At 61.0% G+C, this 22,528-nt stretch carries 15 protein-coding genes; 7 read left to right on the top strand and 8 right to left on the bottom strand.

From position 1 onward, the window contains the following. Positions 1-16 precede the first annotated feature (16 nt). Together nagZ and MF6394_RS10245 are read left to right on the top strand one after the other, a co-directional pair. Positions 17-1,027: a beta-N-acetylhexosaminidase gene (gene nagZ, locus MF6394_RS10250; RefSeq protein ID WP_069557142.1), complete on the top strand. Its 1,011-nt coding sequence runs from the start codon at positions 17-19 to the stop codon at positions 1,025-1,027. Between the two features lie 132 nt (positions 1,028-1,159). Further along, positions 1,160-4,471 carry a DEAD/DEAH box helicase gene (locus MF6394_RS10245; RefSeq protein WP_078466624.1) on the top strand — a complete coding sequence of 1,104 codons (3,312 nt, stop codon included), beginning with the start codon at positions 1,160-1,162 and terminating at the stop codon, positions 4,469-4,471. Positions 4,472-4,566: 95 nt separating this feature from the next. Here the strand turns inward: MF6394_RS10245 and MF6394_RS10240 are convergent, their stop codons facing one another. The 3 genes from MF6394_RS10240 to mfd are packed head-to-tail and all read right to left on the bottom strand — an operon-like array spanning position 4,567 to position 11,293. Then, positions 4,567-7,257: a DEAD/DEAH box helicase gene (locus tag MF6394_RS10240; protein ID WP_047710334.1), complete on the bottom strand. Its 2,691-nt coding sequence runs from the start codon at positions 7,255-7,257 to the stop codon at positions 4,567-4,569. Between the two features lie 9 nt (positions 7,258-7,266). Next, positions 7,267-7,833: a CsiV family protein gene (locus MF6394_RS10235; RefSeq protein WP_078466623.1), complete on the bottom strand. Its 567-nt coding sequence runs from the start codon at positions 7,831-7,833 to the stop codon at positions 7,267-7,269. Between the two features lie 10 nt (positions 7,834-7,843). Next, on the bottom strand, positions 7,844-11,293 hold the full coding sequence (gene mfd, locus MF6394_RS10230; RefSeq protein ID WP_078466622.1) for a transcription-repair coupling factor: 3,450 nt from the start codon (positions 11,291-11,293) through the stop codon (positions 7,844-7,846). 340 nt (positions 11,294-11,633) lie between these two features. Here mfd and MF6394_RS10225 point away from each other — a divergent pair, with 340 nt between their 5' ends. Further along, on the top strand, positions 11,634-13,097 hold the full coding sequence (locus MF6394_RS10225) for a glyceraldehyde-3-phosphate dehydrogenase (RefSeq protein ID WP_032873405.1): 1,464 nt from the start codon (positions 11,634-11,636) through the stop codon (positions 13,095-13,097). 171 nt (positions 13,098-13,268) lie between these two features. Here MF6394_RS10225 and MF6394_RS10220 read toward each other — a convergent pair whose 3' ends face one another. Next, positions 13,269-13,802: a chalcone isomerase family protein gene (locus MF6394_RS10220; RefSeq protein WP_078466621.1), complete on the bottom strand. Its 534-nt coding sequence runs from the start codon at positions 13,800-13,802 to the stop codon at positions 13,269-13,271. A gap of 214 nt (positions 13,803-14,016) precedes the next feature. Between MF6394_RS10220 and sthA the strand changes: the two genes are divergently transcribed. Then, complete coding sequence (gene sthA, locus MF6394_RS10215; protein WP_003189670.1) at positions 14,017-15,411, top strand: Si-specific NAD(P)(+) transhydrogenase; 1,395 nt, start codon at positions 14,017-14,019, stop codon at positions 15,409-15,411. Between the two features lie 42 nt (positions 15,412-15,453). Here sthA and MF6394_RS10210 read toward each other — a convergent pair whose 3' ends face one another. Next, on the bottom strand, positions 15,454-16,176 hold the full coding sequence (locus tag MF6394_RS10210) for a glycerophosphodiester phosphodiesterase (protein WP_003189671.1): 723 nt from the start codon (positions 16,174-16,176) through the stop codon (positions 15,454-15,456). Positions 16,177-16,220: 44 nt separating this feature from the next. Further along, the gene (locus MF6394_RS10205; RefSeq protein WP_003189673.1) at positions 16,221-16,799 is read right to left on the bottom strand and encodes a PilZ domain-containing protein; all 579 of its coding nucleotides are present in this window, start codon (positions 16,797-16,799) and stop codon (positions 16,221-16,223) included. 94 nt (positions 16,800-16,893) lie between these two features. Here MF6394_RS10205 and MF6394_RS10200 point away from each other — a divergent pair, with 94 nt between their 5' ends. From MF6394_RS10200 to MF6394_RS10190, 3 genes are read left to right on the top strand one after another with little or no spacing between them, the layout of a single operon-like run. Then, positions 16,894-18,144, top strand: a complete 1,251-nt coding sequence (locus MF6394_RS10200; protein ID WP_069557145.1) for a lipoprotein-releasing ABC transporter permease subunit — start codon at positions 16,894-16,896, stop codon at positions 18,142-18,144. Between the two features lie 7 nt (positions 18,145-18,151). After that, complete coding sequence (lolD, locus tag MF6394_RS10195; protein ID WP_019818240.1) at positions 18,152-18,835, top strand: lipoprotein-releasing ABC transporter ATP-binding protein LolD; 684 nt, start codon at positions 18,152-18,154, stop codon at positions 18,833-18,835. 60 nt (positions 18,836-18,895) lie between these two features. Continuing rightward, the gene (locus MF6394_RS10190; RefSeq protein ID WP_032892838.1) at positions 18,896-20,140 is read left to right on the top strand and encodes a lipoprotein-releasing ABC transporter permease subunit; all 1,245 of its coding nucleotides are present in this window, start codon (positions 18,896-18,898) and stop codon (positions 20,138-20,140) included. Between the two features lie 115 nt (positions 20,141-20,255). On the opposite strand, the gene MF6394_RS10185 is transcribed toward MF6394_RS10190, so the two are convergent. Then, positions 20,256-21,602 (bottom strand): heavy metal sensor histidine kinase, encoded by a 1,347-nt coding sequence (locus tag MF6394_RS10185; RefSeq protein ID WP_044272916.1) that lies wholly within the window; start codon positions 21,600-21,602, stop codon positions 20,256-20,258. Beyond that, positions 21,599-22,279, bottom strand: a complete 681-nt coding sequence (locus MF6394_RS10180) for a heavy metal response regulator transcription factor (protein WP_047710336.1) — start codon at positions 22,277-22,279, stop codon at positions 21,599-21,601. The genes MF6394_RS10185 and MF6394_RS10180 overlap by 4 nt, the downstream gene beginning before the upstream one ends. Positions 22,280-22,528 lie beyond the last annotated feature (249 nt).

Here is a 22,528-nt window from a genome sequence, read left to right as displayed (position 1 = left end):
TATTTAAGGAAGGTTTATGACTGCTGCCCTGCAAGGTTCTTTGATGGTCGACGTCGCCGGTACCTGGCTCACGGCCGAGGATCGTCATCTGTTGCGCCAACCGGAAGTGGGCGGCCTGATCATTTTTGCGCGCAATATCGAGCACCCACGCCAGGTTCGCGAGTTGAGCGCAGCCATTCGTGCAGTGCGCCCCGACCTGCTGCTGGCCGTGGACCAGGAAGGCGGCCGCGTGCAGCGTCTGCGCCAAGGCTTTGTACGCCTGCCGGCCATGCGTGCGCTGGCGGATAACCCCAACGCCGAATACCTGGCCGAACAATGCGGTTGGATCATGGCCACCGAGGTGCTGGCGGTGGGCCTGGACCTGAGTTTTGCCCCCGTGCTGGACCTGGATTACCAACGCAGCGCCGTGGTCGGCACCCGCTCCTTTGAAGGCGACCCCGAGCGCGCTGCCGTGCTCGCCGGTGCCTTTATCCGCGGCATGAACAGCGCCGGCATGGCCGCCACCGGCAAGCACTTCCCTGGCCACGGTTGGGCCGAGGCCGATTCCCACGTCGCCATTCCCAACGACGAGCGCAGCCTGGAACAGATTCGCGCCAATGACCTGGTGCCTTTCGCACGCCTGAGCAAGCAACTGGCCGCCGTGATGCCGGCGCACGTCATCTACCCGCAGGTCGATGCCCAGCCTGCCGGCTTCTCACGCCGCTGGTTGCAGGACATCCTGCGCGGTGAGTTGCAGTTCGACGGGGTGATCTTCAGCGATGACCTGTCCATGGCCGGCGCCCATGTGGTCGGCGATGCGGCCAGTCGGATCGAAGCGGCCCTGACCGCCGGCTGTGACATGGGCTTGGTGTGCAATGACCGTGCGGCCGCCGAGTTGGCGCTCAGTGCAGCGCAGCGGATGAAGGTCACGCCCTCGGCGCGGATTGCGCGTATGCGTGGGCAGGCGGTTGCGTCGACGGATTACAAACAGGATCCACGCTGGTTGGCGGCGCTCACAGCGTTGCGAGACGCTCAACTGATTGAATAAACGTCGCCTGCGCTGTTAAAGAAAGAGGCTTGGTGTAGGAAGCGTCTGGCTGTTGCTGTAGCTATCTCTTACCGCTTTGTGGGAGTCGGCCTGCTTTAAATCGCGTTGCCGACCGTTGTAGAGTGCTGCCCCATGAATGACCTGATCGCACGTATCGTCGAGTTGGATTGGCAAGAGCGCTTTGACCCTCGTTCACTGGAGCGTGGTTTCGAGTACGCTGGCGAAAGTCGTCTCGAAATTGTCGAAGTGGGAAAACACCGGTTGATCGCGCGTTGCAAGGGCTCCGGCCGCAACGTCTACAACCAGGTGATCACCCATGTTGTCACATCAAATTGGGCGACTGTCGAGTGTGTGTGTTCTTGCCCGGTAGCGATCAATTGCAAGCACGCGGCCGCGGCGCTGTTTATGTTGACTGTCCTGCACGAAGACCTGAACCCGCCTGTAAAGCAGCAAAAGACACCGGTTGAGCGCCTCAGCCCCCAGCTCGAAAAGTGGCTTGAAAGCATCCCTGAACCCACGCCTGTGGATGAGGAACAACCCAGGAATACGGGCACCTCTTTGCTGTACCAGCTCTCCCCCGATCCCTATTCGATGAGGTGGTCATTAGAGCTATATCGAGCGCGTGTGACGAAAAAAGGTGAGTACAGCGATATCAAGCCGCTGTACTCGATCGATGAGACATTGCGACGTGCTCCCGCCTATATGCATGAGCTGGATACACGCATTTGTCGATTGCTGTTGTTGAGCCGGTCTTATAGTTCCTATAACACCCGTTATCAGCTGGCCGGCGAACCAGGGGCCGAAATTCTCCAATTGGCGCTGAAAACCCAACGTCTGTTTATTGAGCAGGGCTCTGGCCTGGCGCTTAAGCCCGGCCCGGCCCGGCCCGCGCGTTTTGATTGGGCCATGTTGTCCGATGGCAATCACATTCCCAAGTGGATCAGCAACGGGCGCGAGTTGGGCGAGGTATTGCCCCTTAAACCGCTTCATTATCTTGACCGCGATAACCTGGCTATCGGGGTGGTCGAGCACGGGCTGGACGATAATCTGGCCATGCATCTTTGCGCCTTGCCGACGATTCCAGCTGATCAGGTCGCGTTATTCAGCCATCGCATCAGTTCGATATCCAAGGTGATTCCTCCGCCGCGGGAGCTGACCGAGCGTGTGGTGGATACGTTAGAGCCTCAAGGATGTCTCACGCTGGGAAGCGATGAGTCCTACGTCTACAGCCAGGCGCACCATCGGCAAATGCTCACTTTTGAACACCGCGCCGCCTTGGCTTACCGATACGACGCCTGCCTGGTCAGCGGCAAGGGCACTGAGGACATCCTGTTTCTCAACGGCACCGAAACCCAACATATCCAACGCAAGCCGGTGGCTGAAAAAGCCCTGCGCAAGACCCTCACAAAGATCGGCCTTAAAACGGTCACTCGCAAAACCCGTGCGTTGCCTGCCAGTGCGGGAGAGATGTTCGATCTACCCACTGATGAAGCCTGGCTGCGTTTTGTTGAACGCGATTTGGCGGTTTTGCGTGAGGCCGGGTGGGAGGTGGTCATCCATCCGGGCTTTTATTACGACGTGGAGGCGGTGGATCACTGGTACGCGGATATCGAAGAGACGCCGGGTCATGAATGGTTCAACCTTGAACTGGGCGTCGAGGTCAATGGCGAGCGGCACAGCCTGTTGCCAATCATGCTCGAGTTGATGCGTCGTCAACCCAAGCTGCTTGATGCCACTTACATGGCTGAACGCGACGATGATGAGCGGGTATTGGTCAGTTTGGGCGCTGGCACTCACACCAAAGTCGCGCTGCCTTACGGCCGTATCAAACCCCTGATGGCGACCCTCGGCGAACTCTACCTGCGCGCACCTGAAGGCGATGCACTGCGGTTGAGCGCGCCCGACGCGGCACGGCTCAGCACCCTGGATGCAATACCCTTGGTCTGGCAGGGCGGCGAGCGGCTGCGTGATTTCGCCAAGCGTCTCAAGGAGGCCACGCACGTCAATGTACCTGCTCCTCAGGGCCTGAACGCCGAACTACGTGGCTACCAGCTCGAAGGCCTTAACTGGATGCAAGCCCTGCGCGAGCTGGACGTCGGCGGGATTCTTGGGGATGACATGGGCCTGGGGAAAACCCTGCAGGCCCTTGCCCATTTGCTCTGTGAGAAACAGGCCGGCCGCTTGCAGGCGCCTGCTCTGGCGGTGATGCCCACCAGCCTGGTCCCCAACTGGATGGATGAAGCCGCGCGTTTTACCCCTCAACTCAAGGTCCTGGCGCTGCACGGCTCGCAGCGCCAGGCTGACTTCGCGCGCCTGGCCGATTACGACCTGGTACTCACCACTTACGCGCTGCTGTCGCGAGACCTTGAAGTGCTGCAGCCTCAATGTTGGAGTGTGCTGATCCTCGACGAAGCGCAAAACATCAAGAATCCCAACAGCAAGGCAGCCCAGGCGGCTCGTGAGTTGGAGGCCGGCCAGCGTTTATGTTTGAGCGGTACGCCGTTGGAAAACCACTTGGGTGAGCTGTGGTCACTGTTTCATTTCTTGTTGCCGGGCTGGTTGGGCGATAGCAAGAGCTTTAATCGCGATTACCGCACGCCCATCGAAAAACACGGTAATGCGCAGCGTATGCAGCACCTCACGGCACGTATCAAGCCGTTCCTGTTGCGGCGCAGAAAGGAACAGGTTGCCACGGAGTTACCGCCCAAGTCGGAAATCGTGCACTGGGTAGAGCTCAGCGATGCACAGAGGGATGTCTACGAAACAGTGCGTGTGGCCATGGATAAAAAGGTGCGCGACGAGATCAGTCGTCATGGCGTGGCCCGCAGCCAGATCATCATCCTCGAAGCCCTGCTCAAACTGCGCCAGGTGTGCTGTGACTTGCGTCTGGTCAAGTCTGTGCCGATGACTAAAGCGGCCAAGGCCGACACTGGCAAGCTGGGCAGTTTGATGGACATGTTGGAAGAGTTGCTCAGCGAGGGGCGGCGGATTTTGCTGTTCTCGCAATTCACCTCGATGCTGGCGTTGATCGAAGAAGAGCTCAAGCTGCGTGGGGTTGAGTATTCGATCCTGACGGGAGACACCGTTGACCGACGTACGCCCGTTGAGAACTTCCAGGGCGGCAAGACACCCCTATTCCTGATCAGCCTGAAGGCAGGCGGGACGGGCTTGAACCTGACGGCGGCGGATACGGTGATTCATTACGACCCGTGGTGGAACCCGGCGGTGGAAAATCAGGCGACCGACCGTGCGTACCGCATCGGGCAGGACAAACCGGTGTTTGTGTACAAGATGATTGCCCGGGGTACGGTGGAGGAAAAGATCCAGGCGTTGCAACTGGAGAAGGCTGCGTTGGCCGATGGGGTGCTGGAAGGTGGCGCCAGTGCGGGTTGGAAGCTGGAGCAGCGGGATATTGAGGCGCTGTTTGCGCCTTTGCCAGGCTGAAGACCGCGGTGCGGCCTTCGCGAGCAAGCCCGCTCCCACATTTTGATTTGTGAATACATTCAAGTGCGGGCTTGCTCGCGAAGGCGGCCTAACAGTCAGCGCTTCTCTTGCTTGTTGGGCAACGGCGCAAACAACGCCTCAATCTCTTCATTGCCCAACTGCCAATCCCCCGTGGTTCGTCCATCCAGCACGCCCGCCGCCAGATCGGACTTCTCCTTCTGCAAGTGCTGAATTTTCTCTTCCACCGTGCCCCGGGCAATCATCTTGTACACGAACACCGGCTTTTCCTGCCCGATGCGGTACGCACGGTCGGTGGCCTGGTTTTCCGTGGCCGGGTTCCACCAGGGGTCATAGTGGATAACCGTGTCGGCTTCGGTCAGGTTCAAACCCACGCCGCCTGCTTTCAGGCTGATCAAAAAGATCTGTAGCTTGCCGCTCTGGAAGTCTTTCACCGGTGTACGTCGATCCCGCGTCTGGCCGGTCAACAGGGCGTAGGCAATCCCGCGTTTTTTCAGTTCGGCCTCGATCAGGCTCAGCATTGAGGTGAACTGTGAGAACAGCAGGATCCGGCGGCCCTCGGCAAACAGCTCGTCAAGCATGTCCATCAGGCTGTCGAGCTTGCCCGAGCTGCTGCCACGGGCGGGCAGGGTAGCGTCGTTGACCAGGCGCAGGTCGCAGCACACCTGGCGCAGTTTCAGCAGGGCTTCAAGGATGATGATCTGGCTGCGGGCCACGCCCTTGCGGGTGATTTCGTCGCGGACCTTTTTATCCATGGCCAGGCGCATGGTTTCGTACACGTCGCGCTGGGCCTCGTTGAGGTCGACCCAGTGGATAATCTCGGTCTTGGGCGGCAGTTCGGTTGCCACTTGCTCCTTGGTACGGCGCAGCAGGAAGGGTTTGATCCTGCCGTTGAGGTGCTGCAATCGCACCTCGCTGGCGCGTTTTTCAATCGGCACGCGGTAATCACGGTTGAAACTCTTCACGTCGCCCAGCCAACCCGGCAGCAGGAAGTGGAACAGCGACCACAGCTCGCCCAAGTGGTTTTCCAAGGGCGTGCCGCTCAGGCACAGGCGCTGGCGGGCATTCAGCTCGCGCGCGGCCTGGGCCGCCTTGCTGGACGGGTTCTTGATGTACTGCGCTTCATCCAGGATCAAGACGTGCAAGGGCAGGGCGGCGAGCTGTTCGATGTCCTTGGGCAGCAGGGCGTAGGTGGTCAGCAGCAGGTCGTAGTCCTGCAGGTTGGCGAAATGTTTCTTACGCCCCGCGCCATAAAGTGCCTGCACTCTCAGCTGCGGGGTGAAGTGCGCAGCCTCATCGAGCCAATTCGGGATCAGGCTGGTAGGCATCACGACCATGCACGGCCGATCAAGGCGCCCGGCGATTTTCTCGGTAAGAATATGCGCCAGGGTTTGCAGGGTTTTACCCAGGCCCATGTCATCCGCGAGTATCCCACCCACCTCCAGTTGGCGCAGTGACTGCATCCAGCTCAAGCCTTCCAGTTGATAGGGGCGCAAGGTCGCATTCAAGCCTTCAGGCGCCGCGCAGGTGAAGTCCTTGATATCGCGCAGGCGCTGGGCGAAGTTGCGGATCTTCTCGCCGCCTTCCCATTGCAGTGGCAGGTCTTCCAGCGGGTTGAGGCGAATCGCGTCGGCCTTGGCCAGGCGCAGCGCGGTGGTGCCGGCTTCCTGCAGGTAAAACTCGCCGAGGGTCGCCAGCACCGGCTTCAAGCGGCCGTAGGGCAGCGCCACTTGCAGCGGGCCGTGGCCGTTGGGCAGGCCGGGGATGTTGACCAGGATCAGCTCTTCATCGCGGCGCCGCGCGAGCTTCTCCGGGTTGAGAATCTCGGTATGGGAGCGCATCAGGTTCAGCAGGATCGGCAGCAGGCTCAGGCGTTCGCCGTTGACGATGATGCCCAGCTCCAGGTCGAACCAGTCACGTTCCGGCCCTTCATCGACTGTTGCATACCAGTCATCGACGGGGCTGAGGTCAAAGCCGAAGTCTTCATCGATCTGCAGTTCCCAGCCCTCGGTACGCAAGGTCGGCGACACATTGAGGGTGAAGTTCAGCCAGGCGCTGTCATTGACCATCTCGAACAGCTCGCCGGCACTTTCCGGTAGGGCCTTGCTCTGGCGCGTGGCGATCTTGAAGCCAAGCAGGCGCAGGTGTTCGCGATAGGCTTGTTCTTGCTCGGGTTGGCGCTTGATCCGCAGGCTCTGGGTCTCCTGGCGCACAATGATGTCGGCATTTTTTTGCCCGCTGACATAGTTGCCCAGGTAGTTGAACGACAGCGCCGCACGGTGCTGGATATAGCGCTGCATCTTGCCGTTGCGCGGCTCGAACGCGCTGAACTCCACGCTGGCCAGCCACAGGCGGGGCACCGGTTGCACGTCGTCCATCACCACCTGGGGCAGGACCACGCGGTTATCCAGCACCGCCTGGAGCTTTTCCAGCAGTTGCGCATCCTGGGCCGCTGCCGGGTAGGCCAGGGTTTCCTGAACCTTGAGCAGCACCGCCGCAATGTGTTTGCAGTTGGTGTGTACCGGGCACGTGCAGCGGCTGTCCACCAGGATCAGCAGGCCCTTGGCCGATTCGCGCAGTGAGATGGTCTGGCGGTAAACATTGCCGCCCGAGCCTTCGCAACTGGCGGTGATGGTGCTGTCGCCGCACTCGACGATGCGCACGCGGTTTTCCAGGGCGTAGCGCCGCCCGCGCTCAAGGCTTTGCTCTTTGAAGCGGTTGGCCCACGAAGGGGCCAGGGGTTTGGTCAACGACGACGTCAGGGGCATGGCGCGCAATCAGTCCTGAAGGTCGGGCGGTGGTGCGCTGGGTGGCTTGGCGGTCAGCGAGGTGATCTTGATCAGCAGCGCCAGGTGGCCGCCGTCCAGGTAGTTGAGCTGGTTGTTCTTGGTGCGCACGTCTTTCTGGCTTAAGTGTTGGCTGGCAATCACGCTGCCGTTGCCGTCGAACTGGTTGATCCAGAAATCCGCGTCGATATCGGTAAAGCGCCCCAGTTGCAGGCTCAACACGCCTTCGATAGGGAACTGGCCGAATTGCTCCTGGCCATCGGTGATCGCCACCTTCACCGGTTGCTCGCCCAGGTTCTGTTCCCAGGCTTTGTGGGCGAGCACCGTGTAGTTGGCGTCGGCGCGCAGCTTGTCGACGATATTACCCAGGCGCGGCGGGCTCATTCGCTCACCCAGGCGCGGCGCGCCCGCATCCCAGTTTTCCGGGGCGGCGCGGCTGTTGATCACAGGTTCCGCATTCTGGCGCACCAGGATCATTTCCACCTGATACAGGCTGTCGGCAAAGGCCGATGGTGCGAGTACCACCAACAACAGGCTCAAAATGCGGAACACGCGCATGGGGGCGTCCTTAAACGGATTTCGGAATGAGGCGTTCAAACAGCGCCTCCAAGGTGTTGAAGCGTTCTTCGGCACGTTCCATCGGCACCATGAACTTGAACAGCGTAGCCCCTTCGAACTTGTAGCGGTTGGGCTGGCCCTGGATCAGCTTGATCAGCACCAACGGGTCGACCGGCGTCTGCGCTTCGAACTCGATACGCCCGCCTTGCGGCCCGGCGTCGACTTTCTTGATGCCCAACTGCTCGGCCTGCAACTTGAGCAGGGTCAGGCGCACCAGGTTCTTGGTCGGCTCCGGCAGCAGGCCGAAGCGGTCGATCATCTCTACCTGCAAGTCCTTGAGGCCTTCTTCGTCGGCCGCCGAGGCAATGCGCTTGTACAGGATCAACCGTGCATGCACATCCGGCAGGTAGTCTTCGGGAATCAACGCCGGCAAGCGCAGGTTGATCTCCGGCCCACCGCCCAAAGGTTGGTCGAGGTTCGGTTGTTCGCCTTTGCGGATGGCTTTTACCGCGCGTTCGAGCATCTCCATATACAGCGTGAAACCCACCGCCTGGATCTGCCCGCTCTGGCCATCGCCGAGCAATTCACCGGCACCCCGGATTTCCAGGTCGTTGGTGGCCAATACAAAGCCGGCGCCGAGGTCCTGGGTATTGGCGATCGCTTCCAGGCGTTTTTCCGCATCGGAAGTGATCTGCTGGCGCGGTGGTGTCAGCAGGTAGGCATAGGCCTGGTGGTGACTGCGCCCGACGCGGCCGCGCAATTGGTGCAACTGCGCCAGGCCGAACTTGTCAGCGCGCTCGATGATGATGGTGTTGGCGCTCGGCACGTCGATGCCGGTCTCGATGATGGTCGAGGCGATCAGCACGTTGAAGCGCTTGTGGTAGAAGTCGCTCATCACTTGTTCGAGTTCGCGCTCACGCATTTGCCCATGGCCGATGGCGATGCGGGCCTCCGGCACCAGTTCGGCGAGATCGGCGGCGCATTTCTCGATGGTCTTTACGTCGTTGTGCAGGTAGTACACCTGGCCGCCACGCAGCAGTTCGCGCAGCAGGGCTTCCTTGACCGTGCTCTTGTTCTGTTCCATCACGAAGGTGCGCACCGACAAACGACGCGCCGGTGGCGTGGCGATGATCGACAGGTCGCGCATGCCCGACACCGCCATGTTCAGCGTGCGCGGAATCGGCGTGGCGGTGAGGGTGAGGATGTCGACTTCGCTGCGCAGGGCCTTGAGCTGTTCTTTCTGGCGCACGCCAAAGCGGTGTTCTTCGTCGATGATCACCAGGCCCAGGTTCTTGATCTTCACATCGTCCGACAGCAACTTGTGGGTGCCGATCACGATGTCGATCTTGCCTTCGGCCAGATCGGCGACGGCGGCATTCACTTCCTTGGCGGACTTGAAGCGGCTCATCACCTCCACGGTCACCGGCCAGTCGGCAAAGCGGTCGCGGAAACTGTTGTAGTGCTGCTGGGCGAGCAGCGTGGTCGGCACCAGGATCGCCACCTGGCGACCGCCGTGTACCGCAATAAAGGCAGCGCGCATGGCCACTTCGGTCTTGCCAAAGCCCACGTCGCCACACACCAGGCGGTCCATCGGCTTGGGCGCGAGCATGTCGGCGCGCACCGCTTCGATGGTGGTTTGCTGGTCGGGGGTTTCTTCGAAGGCAAAGCCGGCGCTGAAAGTGGCGTAGTCGGCTTTCGGGTCGGCGAACGCATAACCTTCGCGGGCGGCGCGACGGGCATAGATATCGAGCAGTTCGGCGGCCACGTCGCGTACCTGTTCGGCGGCCTTGCGCTTGGCTTTCTGCCAGGTCTCGGAGCCCAGGCGGTGCAACGGCGCCAAGGCGTCGTCGCTGCCGGTGTAGCGGGCGATCAGGTGCAGGTTGGCCACCGGCACGTAAAGCTTGGCGCCCTCTGCGTATTCCATGGTGAGGAATTCGGCGGCCTGGTTGTCGATCTCCAGGGTCTGCAGGCCCAGGTAGCGGCCTACACCGTGGTCGATATGCACCACCGGCGCGCCTTCGCGCAGCTCAGTGAGGTTCTTGATGACTGCGTCATTGTTGGCGTCTGCGCGTTTTTCCCGGCGACGGCGTTGCATCACGCGCTGGCCGAACAGCGGGCTCTCGGCGATCAACGCCAGCGCTGGGTCATCCAGCAGCAACCCTTCGTCCAGCGGAGCGATGGTGATCGCCAGGCGCTCTTTGCTGGCGACAAAATCCGGCCAGCTGTCGACAGTTTTCGGTCGCAGCTTCAGGCGTTCCAACAACTCCAGCAGCACTTCGCGACGACCGGCGGATTCGGCGGTAAACAGCACGCGGCCAGGGAAGCCGCCGAGGAAATTCGACAGCGCCTCCAGCGGTTGCGTGGCTTTGGCCTGGATCGCCAGGTCGGGCAGCACGCTCGCCGGGAAACGCTCGCGGCCACTGCCGGCGTCCACGTCCTGCTGGCTGGCGACCACCCGCGGCCAGTTTTTCAGGCGCGCGAAGCAGTCTTCCACCGGCAGAAAAAGTTCAGCAGGCGGCAATAAAGGCCGGGACGGATCCACGCGGCGCTCTTCATAGCGGTTGCGCACGTCGTTCCAGAAGTTTTCCGCCGCCTGTTCGATACCCGGCAGCGAGAACACCTGGGTGTCCTGGGGCAGATAGTCGAAGAGGGTGGAAGTTTCGTCGAAGAACAACGGCAGGTAGTACTCGATACCGGCGGGCGTGATGCCGCTGCTCAAGTCCTGGAAGATCGGGCAGCGACGGAAATCCACGTCGAAGCGTTCACGAAAGCGCGCCTTGAAGCGGGTGACCGCGTCTTTTTGCAGCGGGAACTCCCGCGCCGGCAGCAGCTTGATCGAATCGACCTTGTCGATTGAGCGCTGGTTCTCTGGATCGAAGGTGCGCAGCGTCTCGATCTCGTCATCGAACAGGTCGATGCGGTACGGCAACTTGCTGCCCATCGGGAACAGGTCGATCAAGGCGCCGCGCACCGCGAACTCACCGTGCTCGTACACCGTGTCGACGCAGCGGTAGCCGCTGGCTTCCAGGCGCGTGCGCATCTGCTCCACATCGAGCTTCTGGCCGACGTCCAGCACCAGGCTGCTGCCGAGCAGGAACTTGGTTGGCGCCAGGCGATGCAGGGCAGTGGTGATCGGAACCACCAGCACGCCATGGGCCAGTTCCGGCAAGCGGTACAGGCTGGCGATACGCTGGGAGATGATGTCCTGGTGCGGCGAGAACAGATCGTAGGGCAGGGTTTCCCAGTCGGGAAAATGCAGCACCGGCAAATCCGGGGCGAAGAAGCTCAGCTCCTGCTCCAACCGTTCGGCACTTTGGCTGTCGGCGGTGAGCAGCAGGGTAAAGCGCTTGGCTGCGCTGGCAGCCTCGGCAATGGCCAGGCTCAGGGCGGCACCGGGCAGGTTGCCCCAATGCTGTTTACCTGCCGCGGCAGGGAGAAGCGGTAGACGCAGAACGGGCACGGAAGGTTGAGCTCCAAGCGTTGCGACAAAGTCGGTAATTGTAACGGCCCCAGGTGCCGCCTGTCAGTTGCTGACTGTGCCTATTACGGTTTGTAGGAAATGTAGTGGCTAAGACAAACAATGGCCGGTTTTGACTCAATATGTAGTGCCAAAAAGCGCGAATGTTTAGGAGGGTTACGGACAAGTCGGCACCGTCGCTCGACTAGTGGCCTTCTGGAACCCGCGTATTTACTGGGCTGTAGCGCGGCGGTATTTTTTTGCAAGGGCTTTTTGTTGCCCCTCGCGCATTGCTCAACGGCCAGTCGGGCGACATAATGTAGCCCCTTTTTTCTGCCCCTACATGTGGAAGGTTCCCGTGACTCAGAAGCCCGACCAGTGTCTTGGTGAATGGATCGACCGTGAAGCACTCGCTGAAGCGATGATTCCGCTTATCGGTCAGCTGTACCGCAATAACAATGTGGTGAGCTCGATCTATGGCCGCAGCCTGATCAACCAGTCTGTCATCGCGATTCTCAAAGCCCACCGCTTTGCGCGCCATCGCTCCGCCGACGACAGCGAACTCTCCGTCCACGAAACATTCCCACTGCTCAAAGCCATGAGCGAGCTCAAGCTCGGCGCGGCTTCGGTAGACCTGGGCAAGTTGGCGTACAAATTCCGCAAAGAAGGCGCTGGCCGCACCGCCGAGCAGTTCGTGCGTGAAGAAATGGCCGATGTGGTTGGCCAGCAAAACGCTGCCGCCCGTAAAGGCACCGACGTGGTGTTGTACGGCTTCGGTCGTATTGGCCGCCTGCTGGCGCGCATCCTGATCGAAAAAACCGGTGGCGGCGACGGCCTGCGCCTGCGTGCCATCGTGGTGCGCAAAGGCGCCGAGAACGACCTGACCAAGCGCGCCAGCCTGCTGCGTCGCGACTCGGTACACGGTTCGTTCAATGGCACCATCACCATTGACGAAGAAAACAACACCATCACCGCCAACGGTAACCTGATCCAGGTGATCTACGCGAAGAACCCGACTGAGGTGGATTACACCCAGTACGGCATCCAGAACGCCCTGCTGGTGGACAACACCGGCGTATGGCGTGATGCCGAGGGCCTGGGCCAGCACCTGGCGTGCCCGGGTGTTGACCGCGTTGTGCTGACCGCGCCTGGCAAGGGCAAGCTCAAGAACATCGTGCACGGCATCAACCACGCTGAAATCACCGCTGACGACAAGATCGTGTCCGCCGCTTCCTGCACCACCAACGCCATCGTGCCGGTGCTCAAAGCTGTGAACGACAAGTTCGGCATCGTTAACGGCCACGTTGAAACCGTTCACTCGTACACCAACGACCAGAACCTGATCGACAACTTCCACAAGGGCGATCGCCGTGGCCGTAGCGCCGCGTTGAACATGGTGATCACCGAGACCGGTGCTGCTACCGCTGCTGCCAAGGCCCTGCCTGAGCTGGCTGGCAAGCTGACCGGTAACGCCATCCGTGTACCAACACCGAACGTGTCGATGGCCATTCTCAATCTCAACCTTGAGAAAGCCGCCACCCGCGAAGAGATGAACGAGTACCTGCGCTACATGGCGCTGCACTCCGACCTGCACAAGCAGATCGACTTCGTCAATTCCCAGGAAGTGGTCTCCACCGACTTCGTGGGCTCGCGCCACGCCGGTGTGGTGGACGCCGAAGCGACCATCACCCAGGACAACCGTGTTGTGCTGTACGTGTGGTACGACAACGAGTTCGGCTACAGCTGCCAGGTGGTTCGCGTGATGGAAGACATGGCTGGGGTCAACCCGCCTGCGTTTCCGCGCTAAGCCTTTGCGCTGAATGAAGAAGCCCCGACTGGTTCGGGGCTTTTTTATGCCTGTGGGTTTTGTGGTGTCTGGGAGGGCCTTATCGCAGGCAAGCCAGCTCCCACAGTTGAAATGCATTTACCTGTGGGAGCGGGCTTGCCCGCGATGACGATGGAACCGTCAACGCCGCCCTCACTTGAGTAGCGTATTGCGCAAACTGTCCGACAGCCCTTTGGGACCCAGCCAGATACCCAGGTAGGCCTTCGCTAATTCAGCGTCCGGGCTGCTGAACACCACCTGCCCATTAATCTCCAGATTCAACCCGCGCCCCGGACGAAAATCCAGGGTATAGCGATCGCCGCTGCGAATATCCCGAAAGCGCGCATGCAGCTTGGCTATCTCCGAGTTCAACCCGGCATTGGCCTGCTGGCGTTCCAGGGTGACGGTGGCCGCCTTGATCACATCGTTGCGGTCGATGTCGCGAAAGTAATACAGCGCCAGGCGCACAGCCTTCTGCTGGTCCCAGGCCTGCTTTGCCGGCAGGTCAGCTGGTGCATACAGCGCCGCCGCATACACATCCGCCCAGAGATAGTTGAACACCGCCTGGCTTTTCAAGGCCAGCCCCTCGACCTGTGCCGGGAAGCTCGCCTGCTTGAGCCGCTGCGCATCGTTGGCGTGCGCCGTGAGCGACACCATCAGCATTAAACAAAAAAATAGTTGTCGCATAATGGCTCATCCTGAATTCGGCGCTGGTTTGCGTCCTGTAGTATGGCAACACTGGCCTACGACGCGACCAAGGGTTAATGTTCGCGGCGCTCGGCCTTCTATAGACTGTGCCCCGGTTCACACACTTGAGCCAAATTGTCCTTCATGCACGCTGGCCGCGGCATGATTTAGCCCGGCGTCCAACCGTACGCCTGGCCTGTTCTGAGGAGTACGCATGGCTGTCTACAACTACGACGTGGTGGTACTGGGTTCCGGCCCAGCTGGAGAAGGTGCGGCGATGAACGCTGCCAAAGCAGGGCGCAAGGTGGCGATGGTCGATAGCCGTCGCCAGGTCGGCGGTAACTGCACCCACCTGGGTACCATCCCGTCCAAGGCGTTGCGTCACTCGGTACGGCAGATCATGCAGTTCAACACCAACCCGATGTTCCGGGCCATTGGTGAGCCGCGCTGGTTCTCGTTCCCGGACGTATTGAAAAGCGCTGAAAAAGTCATCTCCAAGCAAGTCGCCTCGCGTACCGGCTACTACGCCCGTAACCGCGTCGACCTGTTTTTCGGCACCGGCAGCTTCGCCGACGAGCAAACCGTCGAAGTGGTCTGCGCCAATGGCGTGGTCGAGAAGCTGGTGGCCAAGCACATCATCATCGCCACCGGTTCGCGCCCGTATCGCCCGGCGGACATCGATTTCCACCACCCGCGTATCTACGATAGCGACACCATCCTTAGCCTGGGCCATACCCCGCGCAAACTGATCATCTACGGCGCCGGTGTGATCGGCTGTGAATACGCCTCGATCTTCAGCGGCCTGGGTGTACTGGTGGAGCTGGTGGACAACCGTGACCAGTTGCTCAGCTTCCTCGACTCGGAAATTTCCCAGGCGTTGAGCTACCACTTCAGCAACAACAACATCACCGTGCGCCACAACGAAGAGTACGAGCGGGTCGAAGGCCTGGACAACGGGGTGATCCTGCACCTCAAGTCCGGCAAGAAGATCAAGGCCGACGCCTTGTTGTGGTGCAACGGCCGTACCGGCAACACCGACAAGTTGGGCATGGAAAACATCGGGGTCAAGGTCAACAGCCGTGGCCAGATCGAAGTGGATGAGAACTACCGCACCTGCGTGCCGAACATCTACGGCGCCGGTGACGTGATCGGCTGGCCAAGCCTGGCCAGTGCTGCCCATGACCAGGGCCGCTCGGCCGCTGGCAGCATTGTCGACAATGGCAGCTGGCGCTACGTGAACGACGTGCCGACCGGGATCTACACGATTCCCGAGATCAGCTCCATCGGCAAGAACGAGCACGAACTGACCAAGGCCAAGGTGCCTTACGAAGTGGGCAAGGCGTTCTTCAAGAGCATGGCGCGTGCGCAGATCGCCGGCGAGCCGCAAGGCATGCTGAAAATCCTGTTCCATCGCGAAACCCTGGAAGTGCTCGGCGTGCATTGCTTCGGCTACCAGGCCTCGGAGATCGTGCACATTGGCCAGGCGATCATGAACCAGCCGGGTGAGCAAAATACCCTCAAGTATTTCGTCAACACCACCTTCAACTACCCGACCATGGCCGAAGCCTATCGGGTAGCGGCCTACGACGGCCTCAACCGGCTTTTTTGAGCGGCTCCGGCCGGTGGCCTGAGCCGGCCGGGGAGACCGATTTCAGTAATTCTCGAGGGTGGCAGTGGCCAAACCGGGAAAGTCTGTAATCAGGCTATCTACGCCGAAGTCGGCGAGCCTGCGCATCAGCGCAGGTTCGTTGACTGTCCACACGGACACATGCAAGCCCTGGCGCTGGGCTTTTTCCAGCCGCTCGGGGGTGCACAGCGTCCAGTTCAATGCCAAGTACTCACAGCCGTAGTTCTGCGCGACCTTCAGCGGGTCGAGCCAGGCGTATTCAGCGACCAGGCCGCGTGACAGGTCTGGGGTGAGTTCCACGGCGGCCTTGAGCACTTCCCGCGAGCTTGACGTCACCGTAACCTTGTCCATCAAGCCAAAGCGCACAGCCATTTCGCGAATCGCCAGCACGGTGGTGGCGGCTCGGGTACGCGAGGCACTTTTGACTTCCAGTTGCCAGTGATCGAAGTCGCACTGTTCGAACAACGCCTCCAGGCGTGGGATCGGGCAGGGGCTTACCCAGCCTGGGCCGCCTTTGCGCGCGTCCATCTTCACCAGGTCAGCCGCCGAATACTCGACGACTTTGCCGCGCCGGTCGGTGGTGCGCTTGAGCGTCGGGTCGTGGATGACCATCAACTCGCCGTCCATGGACAGGTGCAAGTCCAGCTCGCAGCGGCGTACGCCGTGCTTGAGGCACTCCTGAAAGCTGGTCAGGGTGTTTTCCGGTGCTTCGCCTTTGGCACCGCGGTGGCCGTAAATCAGGGTCACAGTTGCTCCTTTGCGCCAGGATGGCTGGCGTCGTGAATACGCATTCAGAGGTCTTCGCTTTGTTCTCGCGCCAGGCGGCGTTCCTGGGCCTGTTTCTGCAGGATATAGCGCGCCAGCAGTTGGCGTTGGGCATCGGTCATGGACTCGAATTCCGTGCCCACATCAAAGCCGTCGCCCTTGGGGTCGCAATGGGTCACCCGCGCGCGCAGCAACAGGCCGAGCGCCTGGGGCATCAGCACCAGCTTGACTGCCAGGTGAGTGTCGGCGGCCAGCGGCGTGGGGTGCTGGAAGTCGATGCCGCCTTCGGAGAGGATCACCGGTTGCGGCGCACCTACCTCGTTCAGCAAACCGCGGGCCATGACCTGGCTGAGCAGGTCCAGGCGTTTGTTCTGCACTTTGAGGAACGCCGCGAGGCTGCGGTCTTTCTCGTTGATCTGGCGCAGCAGGTGCTGGGCTTCGAATTCGCTCAGGTGCAGTTCGCTGAGCAGATTGAACAGCGGCGAATCATCCAGCAACACTTCCTTGCTCGCCGCGTCGGGGCCAGACAGGGGTTTGATTTGAAGTGCGATCATGTCATCGATACGGTAGTATTCGCGGCGCTCTTCTTCATCTAATGTCGACATGGCGAACCCCAGGTAACGGTAATGGTCTGAGTGTAAAGCTGCTGACCAGACCCCGCCACCGGGACGTCTTCTTTTCCTCCGAACAAGCCCCGACATGTTCAGACCTCTCTTCGTATTTATCGGCACGCGTTATACCCGTGCAAAGCGTCGCAATCATTTTGTGTCGTTCATTTCCTTGACCTCGATGATCGGTCTCGCCCTGGGCGTGGTCGTGATGATCGTGGTGCTGTCGGTGATGAATGGCTTCGATCATGAGATGCGCACCCGCGTGCTGGGCATGGTGCCCCACGCGACCATTGAAGGCGATGCGCCGATCAATGACTGGCAAAGCCTGGCCGCCAAGGTCCAGCAGAACCCCAAGGTGGTGGCGGTCGCGCCGTTTACCCAGATGCAGGGGCTGCTGACCAACGACGGCAAAGTGCAGAAGATCCTGCTCAATGGCATCGACCCGGCCCAGGAACACAACGTCTCGATCATCGATAAGTTCATGCTGCAAGGTAAGCTCGACGCGCTGGCGCCTGGCAGCTTTGGCATTGTCATCGGTGACAAGGCCGCGGCCAAGCTGGGCGTGGGGGTTGGCGACAAGCTGACCTTCGTCGCCCCGGAAGTCACCGTGACCCCGGCCGGCATGTTCCCGCGCATGAAGCGCTTTACCGTGGTGGGCACCTTTCACGTTGGCGCTGGCGAGATCGACGGCTACATCGGCCTGACCAACCTCACCGACCTGGCTCGCCTGCATCGCTGGCAGCCCGACCAGGTGCAGGGCCTGCGCCTGAAGTTCAACGACCTGTTCGAAGCCCCGCGCGGCGCCTGGGAAATTGCCCAGCACCTGGGGGAGACCGAGTATTACGCCCGCGACTGGACCCGCACCCACGGCAACCTGTATCAGGCCATCCGCATGGAAAAAGCCATGATCGGCCTGTTGTTGTTGCTGATCGTCGCCGTGGCGGCCTTCAACATCATCTCTACGCTGGTGATGGTGGTGAACGACAAGAAGGGCGACATCGCCATCCTGCGTACGTTGGGCGCCACGCCGGGGCAGATCATGGCGATCTTCATGGTGCAGGGCACCGTGATCGGCGTGGTCGGCACCTTGATCGGCACGGCGGTGGGCATTCTGGCCGCGCTGAACGTCAGCGCCGCCATCGCCCTGCTTGAAAAGGTGATCGGCCACAAGTTTCTCAACGCCGACGTCTACTTCATCGATTACTTGCCGTCCCAGGTGCAAACCCAGGACGTGCTGATGGTGGGCGGCGCCGCGTTGGTCCTGAGCTTCCTTGCCACCCTGTATCCAGCCTGGCGCGCGGCACGTACCCAGCCAGCACAGGCATTACGTTATGAGTGAATCGGGCATGAGTGAAAAAGCAATCCTGAGCTGCCGCAACCTGGGCAAATCCTACGAGGAGGGCCCGGAGTCGGTGGTGGTGCTGTCCAACCTGCAGCTTGAACTGCACCCTGGCGAGCGCGTGGCGATCGTCGGCAGTTCCGGTTCCGGCAAAAGTACCTTGCTCAACCTGTTGGGCGGCCTCGATACGCCGTCCCAGGGCAGCGTATGGCTGGCCGGTGAAGAACTGTCGGCCTTGAATGAAAAGGCTCGTGGCCAACTGCGCAACCGCTCGTTGGGCTTTGTGTACCAGTTCCACCACTTGCTGCCGGAATTCACCGCCCTGGAAAACGTGTGCATGCCGCTGTTGATCGGCAAAACCGCAATTCCCGAAGCGCGCCAGCGTGCCACGGCCTTGCTCGAACGCGTCGGCCTGGGCCATCGCCTGGAGCACAAGCCAGCGGAGTTGTCCGGCGGTGAGCGCCAGCGTGTGGCGATTGCCCGTGCCCTGGTGAACAACCCCGGCCTGGTGATGCTCGACGAGCCGACCGGCAACCTCGACTCCCACACCGCCCAGGGCATCAAGGACTTGATGCTGGAGTTGAGCACCCAGATGCGCACCGCGTTCCTGGTGGTCACCCATGATATGAGCATGGCCCGGCAGATGGACCGCGTACTGCATTTGCAGGAAGGTCATCTGGTCGCTATCTGACCTGTTGCAAGCCCGGTTTTTTGAGGCCGGGCTTTTTCATTTTTCCAACGGTGCCCGCGAATGTTCAGACCGTTATCGATTTTTATCGGCACGCGCTATACCCGCGCCAAGCGCCGCAACCGTTTTGTCTCGTTTATCTCGATGACCTCGATGATCGGCCTCGCCCTGGGCGTACTGGCGATGATCGTGGTGCTTTCGGTGATGAACGGCTTTCAGCGAGAAATGAGCTCGCGCATCCTCGGCATGGTGCCCCACGCCACTATCGTCGGCGTAAAGCCGATTGACGATTGGCAGCCGGTGGCCGCCGCTGCGATGAAGAATCCGCAAGTCACCGCCGCCGTGCCCTTCACCCAGATGGATGGCATGTTTTCCTATAAGGGCGCGATGCAGCCGATCGAAATCAGCGGCGTCGACCCGGCCCAGGAAGGCAAGGTGTCGATCGTGGCCCAGCACATCGTGCGCGGTAAACTCGACGACCTCAAACCTGGTGAGTTCGGGGTGGTGGTCGGTGATATCACTGCACGCCGCTTTCGCCTGAGCGTGGGCGACAAGCTGACCCTGATCGTGCCGGAACTCAGCAGCGCCCCAGGCGGTATCACCCCGCGCATGCAGCGCCTGAACGTGGTGGGCATTTTCAAGGTTGGCGCCGAGCTGGATGGCTCCATGGCCCTGATCCACATGGCCGACGCCGCTGAAATCCAGCATTGGCAGCCCAATCAGGTGCAAAGCGTGCGCCTGGCGGTGAAGGACCTGTATGCAGCGCCCAAAGTCTCGGCGGACATCGCCGCCAGCCTGGGCGCGGCTTACAAGCCGGATGACTGGACCCACACCCAGGGCAGTCTGTTCAGCGCGATGAAAATGGAAAAGACCATGATCGGCCTGCTGTTGCTGATGATCGTCGCCGTGGCCGCGTTCAACATCATCGCCACCTTGATCATGGTGGTAAACGACAAGGGCGCGGACATCGCCATCCTGCGTACCATCGGCGCTACACCTCGGCAGATCATGGCGATCTTCATGGTGCAGGGCACCGTGATTGGCGTGGTCGGCACCTTGATCGGCGGCGTGCTGGGGGTGATTGCGGCGCTGAACGTGAGTGAGCTGGTGGGCTGGCTGGAGCGGGTGAGCGGGCAGCATATCTTCAGTTCGGATGTGTACTTTGTCAGCAACCTGCCGTCGGAGCTGCAAGGTGGGGATGTGTTGCTGATTTGCTCGGCGGGGTTTGTGTTGAGTTTCTTGGCGACGATTTACCCGGCGTATCGGGCGGCTAAGATTGAGCCGGCGCATGCGCTCAGGTATTCGTAACCTTTAAAACCGCTTTCGCGAGCAAGCCCGCTCCCACATTTGTCCGCGTACACCCTTTGGAATGCGGTTAAATGTGGGAGCGGGCTTGCTCGCGAAGAGGCCGGCCCAGCTTGCATCAATCCCCCTTGGGCAACTCAATCACAAACCTTGTCCAGCCCGCCTGCGACTCACAATAAATCCTCCCGCCATGCGCCCGCACAATCGACTGGGTAATCGCCAACCCCAGCCCCGCATGTTCACTGCTGCCCGCACGCCTGGACGGATCGGCTCGGTAGAAACGGTCAAACAGCCGCGGCAATAACGGCGCAGGAATGCCTTCCCCGCTGTTCTCCACCGTCAGTGTCACGCCACTCTCGATCCGCACCCGCACTTCACCGCCCGGTGGGGTAAAGCGCAGCGCGTTATCCAGCAAGTTCGACAGGGCCCGGCGCAACATGCCGCGATCGCCCATCGTCTGGGCGGTGCCTTCGCGCACCAGCGTCACCTGCGCGTCCTCCGCCAGCAGGGTAAAAAATTCCAACAGTGCGTCGACCTCATCACCCAAATCCAGCGCTTCTCGGCTGGGCATCAGCAAACCGTGGTCAGCTTTGGCCAGGTACAGCATGTCGTTGACCAGTTGCGCCATCCATTGCAGCTCTTCGAGGTTGCTGTGCAGCGCCTCGCGGTAATCCTCCAGCGGGCGCGGTTGGGTGAGGATGACTTGGGTCTGGGTCAGCAGGTTGGACAGCGGTGTGCGCAGTTCGTGGGCGATATCCGCGCTGAAGGCGGACAGGCGCTGAAAGGCGTCGTCCAGGCGCGCCAGCATAGCGTTGACGGCTTGGGCCAGTTCCGCGAGTTCCACCGGCATTTGCTCTTGGGGTAAGCGTTGCGTGAGGGAGTGGGCGGAGACGCTGGCGGCCACTTCGCCCATGCGCCGCAGCGGTCGCAAGCCACTGCGCGCAGCCCAGGCGCCGAGCAGGGCAGTGGCCAGCGCCGAGAGGCCGACGGTCAGCCAGATCAAGCGTTGCATGCGTTGCAGAAAGTGCTGGTGGTGGGTGATGTCGAGGATCAGGGTCAACTGGGGCGAATCCAGTTGGCTTGGCGTCAAGGGCGCGATGAAGACGCGGTAGTCGGTGCCCGCCTGCTGCAGGCTATGCAGGCCGGGCGCCTGGGGCAAGCTAAGGTTGGGCGCGCCGTCCAGCCAACGTTGACCCGCCCCGGTGATGCGCAAGGTGAGGTCGGGCTGGTGATCGAGTTCGGCACGCAGTTGAGGGGTGCGCTGGGCGAGGTCTTCCGGTGAGGCGACACCCTGCAAGGTGCTGCGCAGGGCCACCAGTTTGCTTTCGAGCTGTTGCTGGTCCAGCTCCATGAAGTGCGCCTCGCTGGCCCGGTTGAACAACACCCCGGCGATCAACGAGACCACCGCCGTGCAGGCGGCAAACAGCAGCGCCAGGCGGCTGGTCAGGGACAGGCGCTTGATCACGTGAACCGCTCCTCCAGCACGTAACCCATGCCGCGCACGGTGTGGATCAGTTTGTTGGGGAAATTGTCGTCGACCTTCAGGCGCAGGCGGCGAATGGCGACTTCGATGATGTTGGTGTCGCTGTCGAAATTCATGTCCCACACCTGGGAGGCGATCAGCGTCTTGGGCAGCACTTCACCCTGGCGGCGTAGCAGCAGCTCCAGCAGGGCGAACTCCTTGGCGGTGAGGTCAATGCGCTGACCGCTGCGCTCGACGCGGCGGCGGATCAAGTCCAGGCTCAGGTCGGCCAGTTGCAACAGGGTGTCCTGCGGCGTGCTGCTGCCCCGGCGCAACAAGGTGCGCACCCGCGCCAGCAGTTCGGAAAAGGCGAAGGGTTTGACCAGGTAATCGTCGGCGCCCAGCTCCAGGCCATGTACTCGGTCTTCGACGGCATCGCGAGCGGTGAGGAACAGCACCGGGATGTCCAGGCCGGCACTGCGCACCGCCTGCAGGATTTGCCAGCCGTCGCGGCCGGGCAGCATCACATCGAGGATCAACAAGTCATAGTCGCCCGTCAGCGCCAAGTGCTGGCCACTGGTGCCGTCCGCCACCAGCTCGGTGGTAAAACCCGCCTCGGTCAGGCCCTGGCGCAGGTAATGACCGGTTTTGGGTTGGTCTTCGACGATCAGCAGTTTCATATCGGGCTCTTGATAGGGGCTATGTAGGAGCGAGCTTGCTCGCGAAAAACGCCAACGGTAACGCGGGCTGTCAGGCTTGACGCGTTGTGCTTAAGTCCTTCGCGAGCAAGCTCGCTCCTACAAAAAAACATTGGGCTTTATACCGTGCTCGTCAGGGTATGGGCGCAAGCTGACAAAGTTGTAATCTAGCAGTCAGCTGGCTGGCAGCGAGGCCATCTTAAAGTGTTGCCCAAGCTGGATACCTATTGT

The sequence above is a fragment of the Pseudomonas sp. MF6394 genome (genome assembly GCF_002018845.1).
GTDB lineage: Bacteria > Pseudomonadota > Gammaproteobacteria > Pseudomonadales > Pseudomonadaceae > Aquipseudomonas > Aquipseudomonas lactis.
Note: the sequence above shows the minus strand (reverse complement) of the source record. Positions and strands in the feature narration are given on the sequence as shown.